Raw genomic sequence first — 12,647 nt, 5'->3', positions numbered from 1 at the left:
TTAACGTGTAGTGTTTGTGGGCTAGTTTACTTCTAACTTACCGACTTGCGATAGCTGGTTAAATAAAATGCCAGCTTGGGTGCGGTTATAAACGTTGAGTTTGCGTAAAATAGCAGAAACATGCTGCTTAATAGTGGTTTCTTGAATCGACATTTCAAAAGCTATTTGCTTATTCAGTAAACCGTCGGCAATCATGGCAAGTACGCGGTATTGTTGCGGGGTAAGCTTTTCGAGATTTAGGGCAAAGCTGCTTTGCTCGTCATTAACAACTACGTCGGTTAAATCAATATCTGCGGGCAGCCAAGTGTCGCCATTGAGTACATGGCCAATAGCTTCGCCTATTATATCGAGCGATGATGATTTAGGAATATAACCTGCGGCACCTAAGCTCATAGCTTGTTTTATAATGCTGGGAGTTTCGTTGGCAGAAACCATAATTACTAAAATGTCGGGGTAATGATTACGTAGTTGCGATAGCGCTTGTAGGCCATTAGCACCGGGAATGGTTAAATCTAAAAATATAAGTTCTATTTCTGGGTGTATTTTGAGTAAGGCAAACAGTCCGTCTATGTCGCTGGTTTCTTGTATATGTTCTTCAGGAACGCAGGTTGCGGCTGCTTGGCGTAATGCACTTCTAAACAACGGGTGGTCGTCGGCAATTATGGTATTCACAGCAAAAGACATTCCAAATATTCTCCAATACATTTAGTTATAAGTGATTTTGCACAGTGAAACAAGGTTTGTCTGTTGGGGATAACACAGGCAAACCTTGCACATAATAAAGACTAGAAGCGGTAGCCAACAGTTAACGACACAGTACGTGGGTCGCCAAAGTAGCCAATTAAGGTATTATCACCACCTAAACCTGGGGTATATTTACCTACATTAGTTGGATCACTCGGATCGGGTGCTACAAACTGGTAACCGCCAATCATGTATTCTTCATTGGTGAGGTTTTTACCATATACACCAGCGGTCCAATGGCCGTCGGCGCTGTACCAAGTAACACCTAGATTAAGCAGGCCGTATGCGTCTTGGGTTAGTAGGCTGTCTTCTTCAAATAAGGCGTAATCACCACGGTGGTAGTAATTACCATTAACTACAAAGTCGCCCATATCTGTGTACATGCGGTACGTAGCACCTAGGTTAACGGTTAAATCGGGCGTGTTTGATACGCTAAAGCGGTCCGATTTATCAAATGCCACGCCTGTTGCAGGGTCAAAATCAATCACGTTATCAAAGCTACTGTCTATATAACCGATTGAGGCATTAAAGCTTAGTGACTCAGTGGCAATGTAGTTAAGCTCTACTTCAATACCGTCTGATGTTGATTCGCCAATGTTACCTAAACGCTGATTTAAATCAGCACCACTATCGCCAGGCAGTACCGAGACGTATTGGCGGTCTTTATGATCAAGTGTAAATACCGTAATGTTTGCGCGTAAGTTGTTGTTCCACTCGCTCTTCATACCAATTTCAAGTGAGTCAACAACTTCGGGCTTAGCTGCTGCCTCGGCTGTTTCTGCCCGGGGGTTAAACGTACCCGACTTAAAGCCTTGGGCATAACTGGCAAAAAACATAATGTCGTTGTTATATTGATACTCAACACCGGCTCTTGGGGTAAAGCGTGACCAATCTTCGCTGTCATCTAGTACTGTAGGTACAAGTTGTCCTTCTGGGCGCACATAACCTGGGATCCAACCTGATTCAGGGTAAACAGTATCAAATATAAGGCCGTTATTTACCAGTGCTTCTTTGCTGTCTTTGGTGTAGCGTGCACCTAAGGTCATTGACCATTTATTATCAAAGTCGTAAGAGCCTTGAATATAAGCGGCTTTACTTTTTGAGTTACTACAACCACTCACTTCACGAGTTAAGCCAGGTGCGGCTAACGTTTTGCCAAACTCTTCTAAAATAGCTTGAAACTGGCCACAAGACTCGCCATCGTAATAATACAAGCCAGATACTAGTTTATAGTTATCGCCTTGATGATTTAGTTGTAATTCATGAGTGGTTTGATCGTCCTCATAAATAGCCGGTACATCAAAAATACGTTTAGAAGTATTATCAAAGTCGATATTCGTTGGCGAGTAACCATCTCGGCTGGCGCCAACATATTTAATGCTAGTACGGTCACTTATATCCCAGCGAGCAGTTAAACTATAGCCTTCAAGCTCTACTTCGTTCCAGGTAGGTAAACTGGTGTAAGAGTCGTATACGCTGTCGGGTACTGGAGCATTCGTTAATATACTAGGTAGTAAGCGATAGCCGCCTTTTGAGTTAGAGGTGTCTTTGGTTTTATCCCAAGCAAGTTTAAAAAATAAATCATCTGTTGGCGTGTACTCTAGAGTAACTCGCGCTGCGGTTACGTCTTTGTTGTAGTTTTCGCGATCTTGATTGCTTAAATCTGAGGTTAAAAACTCGCCAAAACCGTCACGGTTTAAAGTAGCAAAACCAAAGCCAACGTACAGCTGTTCGTCAATAAGTGGTAGTTGCCCGGTAATTTTTAAATCTTTTTGACCGTAACTACCCACTGTACCTTGTACGTTTAATGTTGCATCGCCATCCATTTCTTTGGTGACGTACTTAATGGCGCCACCAATGGTGTTTTTACCGTATAGCGTACCTTGTGGGCCACGTAATACTTCAATTTGTTGTACGTCGAGTAAATCAAGCACTGCGCCTTGTGGTCGGGCTATATATACATCATCAACATAAATACCTACACCCGGTTCATAGCCCCATAGCGGATCTTGTTGGCCTACACCGCGAATAAACGCAGTAATTGTAGAGTTAGTACCGCGGCTAGATTGCAGCGTAGTATTTGGCGAAAACTGTTGTACTTCTGTCATTACACTAATGCCGTTTTCAGCCAGCTCTTGTGCGCCAATAGAAGTGACGGTTACAGGAACCTCTTGTAAGTTTTCTACCGTTTTACGCGCTGTTACTTCAATGCGCTCCAATTCGCCTTTTTTAACTACATTGGTTTGTTGTTCTGCAGCATAACTATTTGCACCGATCAGCGCTAATGAAACAGCAAGCGTTACGGGTGCAACTTTTTTATTGAGCTTTATCATGTTGATTACCTTTTATTGTTGTGATTAATGCCAACGGAATAAAATGTGAGCCATTTATTATCTGCCTCTACTTAAATACCGTTGTATAAGCCTGAGCACCGCTAACTACTAAGATTGCTGCAGACCTTTACTCATTGCTCATGTCACCTGTTAACTACTTTAGAAGATTGTTACAAAAAATGAATTAGTACCATAGTGCTATACCTAGGTTAAACCTATATACAACAGTACCTGCAAGCCTAAATATAACAATGTAGTACCATAGTGCTATGTATTTAATTACAAATAAGCAACAATATAATTAACATTACTGCGATGTCACCTCATCTTTGTAATAACAATAACTTTAGGAAAGCTTATGCTGAGCATGATAGGGCTAGTAGGTGGTTTAATACTGCTGATTATTTTAACTTTGCGCGGGGTAAATTTATTTATAGCCGCACCGCTATGCGCGTTACTTGTAGCACTGAGTAGCGACATGGCAATTTTTCCTGTCACGGCCGATATTAATTTTATTAATGCTTATATGGATGGTTTTGCTAGCTTTTTAAGTGCATGGTTTTTTATGTTCTTGCTGGGATCACTATTTGGTAAGTTTATGGAAGACACCGGCGCTGCAGATAGTGTGGCCAGTTATATAGTTGGCAAATTAGGTATGAAGCATGCTGTTTTAGCAATAGTGATAGCGTGTGCGGTATTAACCTATGGTGGGGTTAGTTTATTTGTGGTGGCTTTTTCGGTATACCCGATGGCGCTTAGCTTATTTAAAGACGCAAACCTACCACGGCGCTTTATTCCGGCTACACTGGCTTTTGGCTCGGTTACTTTTACTATGACCTCGGCAGGTTCGCCCGAAATTCAAAATTGGATCCCAATAAAATATTTAGGCACCTCACCCTATGCCGCATGGGAGGTGAGCCTAGTGGTGGCTATTTTTATGGCGATATTTGGCTATTATTGGCTTAATAAAATGATAAAAAAAGCGCTTGCCAATGGTGAGTGTTTTGAAGAGCGCGATGACGATCCAAGCGTGGTTGATCGTAAAAGGCCACATCCTATTACTGGGCTTATTCCGCTATTAGTGGTGCTGGTATTATCATTTACCTTACATGATACATTACAACAAACTGCGCTTATTATTGCCTTACTAGGTGGCGTGCTGAGTATTATGGTAATTAACTTTAAGTACTTTCATGATCTAGCTGGTGCTGTAAATGTAGGAACAACCGGGGCCTTAGTGGCAATAGGAAATACAGCCGCGGTGGTTGGGTTTGGTGCTGTTGCCAAAGTGTCACCAGCATTTACTGCGGCGGTTGAAGTAATGACCCATATGCCAGGTAATGAACTTGTAGGCGCTGCTGTAGCGGTCAGTGTAATAGCGGGACTAACGGGTTCTGCCTCAGGAGGGCAAGTTATAGCATTACCACTGGTTGCTCCAGGATATATAGATATGGGCGTTAACCCAGAGCAACTACACCGTGTGGTGGCTATTAGTTCAGGTGCGCTAGATACCTTGCCGCACAATGGTTATGTAGTTACTTTGATCCGCGCTATTTGTAAAGAAACACATCAACGGGCTTATTGGTCTATGGCTGCGTTAACAACCGTAGTACCGCTAATTGGAGTTGCATTAGCAATTGGCTTATTTATTTTCTTTTAAGGAATAACGATGAAAACTAAATTTATAATGAGTGTACTGCTGTTAATAGTAAGCACTGTTGCTTATAGCAATGATAAAGCAGCGCCTATGTTGGTTGAAAAACAACATTTTACCACTAAAAATTTTACTACTGTGTCGGGAGTTACGCTTAGCCAAGTAGACGTAGGCTGGGAGAGCTACGGTACTTTAAATAAAGCTAAAGATAATGTGGTACTAATTACGCATTATTTTTCGGGCACGTCGCATGCGGCTGGTAAATATAAAGCCGACGATGCCTTAGCGGGTTATTGGGATGCGTTAATTGGTCCAGGTAAAGCCATCGACACTAATAAATACTTTGTAATTAGCTCAGACACTTTAGTTAATGCTAATTGGCACGATCCTAATGTAATTACTACTGGCCCTGCATCAACTAATCCGGCAACAGGTAAACCGTATGGCCTTGATTTTCCGGTAGTGACAATTACTGATTTTGTTGAAGTGCAAAAACGCTTACTCGATAGTTTAGGCATTAATAAGCTGCACGCCGTAATGGGTGCATCAATGGGATCGTTTCAGGCACTGGAGTGGGCGGTACGTTACCCTGAGCAAGTAGAGCGCTTAGTGCATGTAATTGGCGCAGCAACCATGGATGCATGGACTGTGTCGGCACTAGAAAAATGGGCTATGCCAATTCGTTTAGATAAAAACTGGCAGCAAGGTAATTACTATAATAAAGAACGCCCGCTTGCAGGGCTTACCGCTACGCTACTAAACATTACCCAAGATGCTATGCATCCGCTTATTTATAACGCCAGTTTCCCTAATTTTGAGGTGCTAGATGACGGTGCACTGCAAGATATTCGTACTCTACCAAAAGTAAATCAGATTTTAGAAGCTAGAGCATTAGCTAAAGCTAAGCTACAAGATGCAAATCATGTGTTGTATTTAGTGCGAGCATCGCAGTTATTTACCGCTGGTAGATCAGCCAATTTAACTGATGCCCTAAAAAAGGTGCAGGCAAAAACCTTATTGCTACCTGCCACTAATGATTTATTACTACGTCCCGAAAATGTCCGCAAAATGCACTCAATAATGGATGAGCTAGGTAAAGAGGTCACTATTTCTGAAATTGCGGGTGGTTGGGGCCATTTAGATGGGCTGTTTTCGATTGCGCCTAAAGCGCAGCAAATTAGTGAGTTTTTAGCCAACTAGGAGGCCTGCATGAGCAAAACAATTTTAATAACCGGCGCCGCCAGTGGTATTGGCTTATATATAGCACAGCAATTAGCAGCAGCGGGTCATCATATTATAGTAACCGACCTAAATGCAGCGCACGCAAAAGAAGCGGCGGAGGGTATTGTTACTAATGGCGGAAAAGCCCAAGGTTATGCATTAAATGTGGCCGACAGCGAGGCAATTACCGCTTTTTTTAAGCAGTTACCGCAAGCTGTTGATGTACTTATAAATAATGCTGGCATTCAGCACGTAGCAAAGCTTGAAGAATTTCCGGCTGATAAATGGCAATTTTTGCAGCAAGTAATGCTCGTTGGGCCCGCAATGATGACCCAAGCGGTATTGCCTAAAATGTGGGAACAAAATTTTGGCCGAATTATTAATATTGGCTCTATTCATGCCATGGTGGCCTCTAAATATAAGTCGGCCTATGTGGCCGCCAAACATGGCTTAATTGGCTTTAGTAAAACCATAGCACTTGAAACAGGAGATGCCAATATAACCATTAATACCGTGTGCCCCGCGTATGTGAAAACTCCGCTAGTAGAGCAGCAAATTGCCGCACAAGCCAAAGAGCATGGTTTATCTGAGCAACAAGTTATCGATACTATTATGCTAGCACCCATGCCAAAAAAAGCCTTTATTGGTTTAGATGAAATACATCATACGGTAACCTTTTTAATGGCTGATGCGGCGCGAAACATTACCGCACAAGCTATAGTAATAGATGGCGGCTGGACCGCACAATAGGAGCTAACAATGGCAGGATTCGATAAAGTAGTAAGCAGTTACAGCGAAGCAATGGCAGGGCTTGAGGATGGCATGACAGTGATTGCCGGTGGTTTTGGCTTGTGCGGTATACCGGAGGGACTTATTGGCCAAATTAAACGCCAAGGTATTCGTAACTTAACTGTGGTGTCTAATAACTGTGGCGTAGATGGTTTTGGTTTAGGCGTGTTACTAGAGGATAAACAAATACGCAAAATGGTGGCCTCGTATGTGGGCGAAAATGCCTTATTTGAGCAGCAACTACTTAGTGGTGAGCTAGATGTAGAGCTTACTCCACAAGGTACACTGGCTGAAAAAATGCGCGCTGGTGGTGCAGGTATTCCTGCTTTTTATACCGCCACTGGAGTAGGCACGCCAGTGGCTGAGGGCAAAGAAACGCGCAATATTAATGGTCGAGACTACTTGTTAGAACACAGTATTACCGGTGACTTTGCCATTGTAAAAGCCTGGAAAGCGGATCGCTTTGGTAATTGTATTTATCGCCATACCGCGATGAACTTTAATCCTATGGCCGCCACCGCAGGTAAGATAACTGTACTCGAAGTAGAAGAAATTGTAGAGCCTGGGGAGTTAGAGCCAAGCCAAATACACACTCCCGGTATTTATATCGATCGGGTTATAAAAGGGGTGTTTGAAAAACGCATCGAAAAAGTGACCACCCAAGCAGCAAAGCAATAAGGAGTAAGCTAATGGCATTAACACGTGAACAAATCGCCAAGCGAGTCGCGATGGAATTACAAGATGGCTATTACGTTAATTTAGGCATTGGTATTCCTACCTTAGTAGCTAACTATGTCCCCGATAATATTGCAGTAATGCTGCAATCAGAAAATGGCCTACTGGGTATGGGGCAGTATCCTACTGCCGATGCGCTCGATGCTGATATGATAAACGCCGGTAAAGAAACCGTTACTGCCGCCACTGGCGCAGCAATTTTTAACTCAGCCGAAAGCTTTGCGATGATCCGCGGCGGTCATGTTGACTTAACCGTATTGGGTGCCTTTGAGGTTGACCAAAACGGCAATATTGCTAGCTGGATGATCCCCAATAAGTTAATAAAAGGTATGGGCGGTGCGATGGATTTAGTGGCTGGTGCAAAAAACATTATTTGTACCATGACCCACGCTAATAAGCATGGTGAGTCAAAATTACTCAGTGAGTGCAGCTTACCGCTCACCGGTGTGGGGTGTATTAATAAAGTAATTACCGACTTGGCCTTACTGGAAATTAAAGATGGTGCATTTCATTTATTAGAGCGCGCCCCCGGAGTGAGCGTAGAAGAAATTCAAGCGAAAACACAGGGGCGTTTAATTATCCCTAAAAACACACCCGAAATGACATTTTAATAATAGCTTATTAATTAAGCCCGCATTGTTGCGGGTTTTTTTATAACTTAAAAAGCTACCAATTTATTTATTATAAAACCACTTTAAATATAAAGGCACTATAAATCAAAGAGTAATGCGCGGCTAGTTTTGTCCTTTTTGCGCATGGTTTTTATGCACAAAAAGCGCGTAAAGATCATCAATGCACCTTACCGTCTAAATATTTAGTTAATTTCACGTTAACAATAAGCTGCGCTTTAGATAGCAGTTTGTAGTCGCTTATCTACCTGACAATAAATACACCAACACAGCGTGGAGACAACAATGAAAGCAAGTAACACACAACTCGCTTTGGCAGTAGCTGCCGCATTAGCGAGCACATCAGTTTTAGCCGATAACGATACCGATAAATTACAACAGCAATTAGATGCATTACAAAAAGAAGTCAGTGCATTAAAAAAATCGAGTGGTTTTAATTTAGAGTTTGGTGGACGCGTACAGCTTGACTACAACTATTTTGATGGCGCTTACAATGCAGATAATGGCGGCTCTGGCGGCAGTGATTTTTTTCCGCGACGTATTCGTACTTACGTTGCTAGCGAGCATGGTAATTGGGATCACAAGTTATTACTCGAATTTGGCGAAGGCACAGCTGAAATTGTTATGGCACGTGTACGTTATGCGTTTGATAACGGGCTTAAAATTAAAGCAGGTAAAATTCGCGAAGATATATCGCTTAATGCATTAACCAGCTCAAAACATATCAACACTATTGAGCGTAGTAGTTTAGCAAATACCTTCTCGCCATTTTTTCGTTGGGGTGCATCGGCTTACCAATACTTTAAAGATTCGGGATTTCGCTACGCAGTGGGTGTTTATAAAAATGATGCCTTTGGCGCAACGGGTAATGATGAAAACGACAGGCTAACTTTGGCTGCAACAGGGCGCGTAACGTGGTCAAGTGCTGCACCGGGTGATGTGATTCATTTAGGGGCGTGGCATTCATATCGTGATATGGGCGGCAATGAATTAGGTGCGCGTTTTGCTCGTGGAGAAGTTCGCGAAGCTAATACTAGGCTTGTTGATTATGCCGCTGGTGGCGTAACCGCAGCACTTGATAGCTTATCGCAAAGCGGACTTGAATTTGCTTACCAAGCAGATTCTTTAACCCTTGAAGCTGAATATGCAAGCCGCTCGTTAAACGCAGTTAATAGCGCAGACTTGCTAGATGGCGAGCGCTTTGATGGTTTTCATGTATCGGCAAGTTACTTTTTAGGTGGCGAGCAGCGCCAATACAAAGCAAGTTCAGCATTATTTGTACAACCTAAAAACATTAAAAATGCATGGGAGTTAGTTGCGCGTGTTTCACAAATGGATGCAACTAGCAGCTTACAAGGGACGCAAGCAACTACTTATACATTAGGCACATCTTATTACATCAGTAGCGATATTAAGTTTATGGGCAACCTTATTTACAGTGATGTGACAGGCCCTGGTACTACAGCTTTGGTAGGCGATGAAGACTCTGGTATGGGCTTTAGTGCGCGTATGCAGTATTTATTTTAAGGAATCATACAATGAAATTATTTAAGTCACTTAAATCACTAAAAACCACAGTACTTGCAGCATCGCTGGTACTTAGCAGCCCATTTGTAATGGCCGACATTCACTTTTTAGTACCTGGCGGCCCTGGTGGCGGTTGGGATACAACAGCACGTGGTGTAGGCGAAGGTTTAGTTAAGTCAGGTATTGAAGATAATGCGTCTTTTCAAAATATGTCGGGTGGCGGCGGCGGTCGTGCTATTGCTTACTTAATTGAGTCGGGCACTAAAAAGGGCGATATTTTAATGGTTAACTCAACACCTATCGTATTGCGTGCATTAACTGGTCGCATTCCTTATAGCTACCGCGATTTAACTCCTGTTGCCAGCATGATTGCCGATTATGGCGCATTTGTGGTGCGTAACGATTCGCCATTTAAAACGTGGCAAGATGTTGTTAAATCAATCAAAGAAGATCCAAGCTCAGTAAAGGTAGCGGGCGGTTCTGCGCGTGGCAGTATGGATCATTTAGTTGCAGCGCAAGCAGTTAAAGCGGCGGGTATTGATGGTCGACGTTTACGTTATATTCCTTACGACGCCGGTGGTAAAGCAAAAGCTGGATTACTATCAGGCGAAGTTAACTTACTTTCTACCGGCTTAAGTGAAGCACTAGAAGTAGCTAATGGTGGTCAAGCACGCATTTTAGCGGTTACCTCAGGTGGGCCGTTACCGGATTACCCAGAAATACCTACCCTTAAATCTCTTGGTTACGATATGGAATTTGTAAACTGGCGTGGTTTTTTTGCAGCGCCGAACTTACCTGCTGAAAAATTGGCAGAGTACACCAAAAAACTGCGCAAATTACAAAGTACTCCTGAGTGGGAAGTTGTCCGTGCACGTAACGGTTGGTTAAATTTATTCCAAGAAAAAGAGCAGTTTATTAAGTCATTAGAAGCGCAAGAAGCGCAGCTTAAAGTAGTGATGGAAGAGCTTGGCTTTATCCGTACATTGCAATAATCGAGGTTTAAAATGATGAATCGCGAATTACTAGGGCCAAGTTTATTCTTGGCGCTATTTACCCTGTACGCCGTTGTTGCATGGCAAATTCCACTTTTACCGTTTGAAGAATACGAAACGGTTACTTCTGCAACTCTACCTAAAGTATATGCCGCGTTTGGTATTGTGGTGTGTTTACTTGCTATTGCTACAACATTACTTAAACCAAGCGAAAAAGAAGCTACCGATGAAAACCTCGAAAAATCACATGTACTGCGTACTATTAGCTTATTAGTGCTAATGGTGATTTATAGCGCCATGTTAGAGCCGGTTGGGTTTTTAATTTCGACCAGTACATTTTTGTTAGCAGGCTTTTTTGTAATGGGTGAAAGGCGCAAAGGTATTTTATTATTTGCATCGATTCCGGTTGCTGTGGTGTTTTGGTTTTTAATGACTCAAGTGCTAGGTATTTACTTAGTTCCGGGCGATTTGTGGAGTTAAATTATGTTTGATGGAATTATGCTTGGTTTGTCGACCGTGCTCGACTTTAATAATTTAATGTATGTGATTGCTGGCTGCCTAGTGGGCACTTTTATTGGTATGTTACCGGGGTTAGGGCCAATTACTGCGATTGCATTAATGATCCCGATTACTTATAGCATAGGTGCCGACTCAGGCATGATTTTAATGGCAGGTGTTTATTATGGTGCCATTTTTGGTGGTTCTACTTCATCTATTTTAATTAACGCACCAGGGGTTGCGGGTACGGTGGCATCCTCCTTTGATGGCTACCCACTGGCAAAACAAGGCCATGCAGGTAAAGCATTGGCAATTGCTGCCTACTCCTCCTTTATAGGGGGCACTATCGGCGCTATATTGTTAATGGTTGCCGCACCTTTATTAGCTAAAGTATCGCTGAGTTTTCAATCACCAGATTATGTAGTGCTGATGTTTTTAGGCTTAACCGCAATTGCAGCGTTTTCTAATAAAGGACAATTTTTAAAAGCGATGATGATGACGGTATTTGGGCTAATGCTTGCTACTGTTGGCATCGATCCTTCATCGGGCACCGACCGATTTACTTTTGGCCAAGCGGACTTACTTGATGGTATTAGCTTTTTATTAGTGGCTATGGCAACCTTTGCATTAGCAGAAGCGTTAGTTAACGTAGTAAAACCAGAGAAAAAAGACGCCAAAAATATTAACGATTCAGATACGCCGCAAATAGGTTCAACTAAGTTAACTAAAAGCGAGATTAAAGAAATAGCGCCAGTGATTGGTCGCTCGTCTATTTTGGGCTTTATTGTCGGTGTGTTACCGGGCGCAGGCGCAACTATTGCAAGTTTTATGGCTTATGCAACCGAGCGCAACTTAGCACCGAAAGGCTTAAAAGAAAAATTTGGTAAAGGCTCATTACGTGGTTTAGCTGCACCCGAATCGGCTAATAATGCGGCATGTACTGGCTCATTTGTACCTTTGTTAACGCTAGGTATTCCGGGCTCAGGTACTACGGCTATTATGCTAGGGGCATTAATTGCCTATGGTATACAACCAGGGCCAATGCTTATGCAAGAAAACCCCAGTGTTTTTTGGTCTGTTATTGTTAGTATGTACTTTGGTAATATAGTGCTGCTTATTTTAAACTTACCGCTTATTCCTTACTTTGCAAAAGTATTAGCTATGCCCAAATCGGTACTCACAGTAATGATTTTGTTCTTTAGCTTAATTGGTGTGTATTTGGTGTCTTTTAATACCTTTGACTTATTTATGATGGTGGGATTTGCCTTAGTGGCGTTGGTATTACGATTATTAGCTTTTCCTATGGCACCTTTATTACTCGGTTTTATTTTGGGTGATATGATAGAACGTAATTTCCGTCGCTCTATGATGATTTCTGATGGTTCATTGAGCTTTTTATGGGATCGCCCACTTACATTGAGTATATTTGTTATTTCAATTTTAGTGCTTTTATTTCCGTTAAAAGATTACTTAATGCAGCGCCGTGCAGATAAAGCTGCGCTTCAAGAGCAGGCTTAACAGAGTC

Annotated in this window: 11 protein-coding genes; 9 read left to right on the top strand and 2 right to left on the bottom strand. The window is 42.4% G+C overall.

The genetic code is table 11. The features are described from left to right. Positions 1 to 21: 21 nt before the first annotated feature. The gene (locus AAEY55_RS05850) at positions 22 to 684 is read right to left on the bottom strand and encodes a response regulator transcription factor (RefSeq protein WP_011329573.1); all 663 of its coding nucleotides are present in this window, start codon (positions 682 to 684) and stop codon (positions 22 to 24) included. 101 nt (positions 685 to 785) lie between these two features. Continuing rightward, positions 786 to 3,077 carry a TonB-dependent receptor gene (locus tag AAEY55_RS05845; RefSeq protein ID WP_350550467.1) on the bottom strand — a complete coding sequence of 764 codons (2,292 nt, stop codon included), beginning with the start codon at positions 3,075 to 3,077 and terminating at the stop codon, positions 786 to 788. Between the two features lie 358 nt (positions 3,078 to 3,435). On the opposite strand from AAEY55_RS05845, the gene AAEY55_RS05840 reads away from it, so the two are divergent. From AAEY55_RS05840 to AAEY55_RS05800, 9 genes are all read left to right on the top strand, one after another. Beyond that, positions 3,436 to 4,737 (top strand): GntP family permease, encoded by a 1,302-nt coding sequence (locus AAEY55_RS05840; protein WP_350550464.1) that lies wholly within the window; start codon positions 3,436 to 3,438, stop codon positions 4,735 to 4,737. Between the two features lie 9 nt (positions 4,738 to 4,746). After that, positions 4,747 to 5,931, top strand: coding sequence for a homoserine O-acetyltransferase (locus AAEY55_RS05835; RefSeq protein WP_350550461.1), 1,185 nt, complete (start codon positions 4,747 to 4,749; stop codon positions 5,929 to 5,931). A 9-nt stretch (positions 5,932 to 5,940) separates the two neighbouring features. Next, positions 5,941 to 6,702 (top strand): 3-hydroxybutyrate dehydrogenase, encoded by a 762-nt coding sequence (locus AAEY55_RS05830; protein WP_350550458.1) that lies wholly within the window; start codon positions 5,941 to 5,943, stop codon positions 6,700 to 6,702. A gap of 9 nt (positions 6,703 to 6,711) precedes the next feature. After that, on the top strand, positions 6,712 to 7,419 hold the full coding sequence (locus tag AAEY55_RS05825) for a CoA transferase subunit A (RefSeq protein WP_011329568.1): 708 nt from the start codon (positions 6,712 to 6,714) through the stop codon (positions 7,417 to 7,419). Positions 7,420 to 7,430: 11 nt separating this feature from the next. Then, positions 7,431 to 8,087: a 3-oxoacid CoA-transferase subunit B gene (locus AAEY55_RS05820; protein WP_024594936.1), complete on the top strand. Its 657-nt coding sequence runs from the start codon at positions 7,431 to 7,433 to the stop codon at positions 8,085 to 8,087. Positions 8,088 to 8,390: 303 nt separating this feature from the next. Beyond that, entirely contained in the window at positions 8,391 to 9,632 is a 1,242-nt protein-coding gene (locus tag AAEY55_RS05815; protein ID WP_089368890.1) for an OprO/OprP family phosphate-selective porin, read from the top strand. An 11-nt stretch (positions 9,633 to 9,643) separates the two neighbouring features. Beyond that, positions 9,644 to 10,624, top strand: a complete 981-nt coding sequence (locus AAEY55_RS05810) for a tripartite tricarboxylate transporter substrate binding protein (protein ID WP_089368889.1) — start codon at positions 9,644 to 9,646, stop codon at positions 10,622 to 10,624. A 12-nt stretch (positions 10,625 to 10,636) separates the two neighbouring features. Next, the gene (locus tag AAEY55_RS05805) at positions 10,637 to 11,104 is read left to right on the top strand and encodes a tripartite tricarboxylate transporter TctB family protein (RefSeq protein ID WP_089368888.1); all 468 of its coding nucleotides are present in this window, start codon (positions 10,637 to 10,639) and stop codon (positions 11,102 to 11,104) included. A gap of 3 nt (positions 11,105 to 11,107) precedes the next feature. Further along, positions 11,108 to 12,640 (top strand): tripartite tricarboxylate transporter permease, encoded by a 1,533-nt coding sequence (locus AAEY55_RS05800; RefSeq protein ID WP_089368887.1) that lies wholly within the window; start codon positions 11,108 to 11,110, stop codon positions 12,638 to 12,640. The last annotated feature ends 7 nt before the right edge of the window (positions 12,641 to 12,647 follow it).

Source organism: Pseudoalteromonas sp. 120-MNA-CIBAN-0494, from assembly GCF_040308885.1.
Lineage (GTDB): Bacteria > Pseudomonadota > Gammaproteobacteria > Enterobacterales > Alteromonadaceae > Pseudoalteromonas > Pseudoalteromonas nigrifaciens.
The sequence above is the reverse complement of the archived record's forward strand: the minus strand, read 5'-3'. Positions and strand labels throughout refer to the sequence as shown.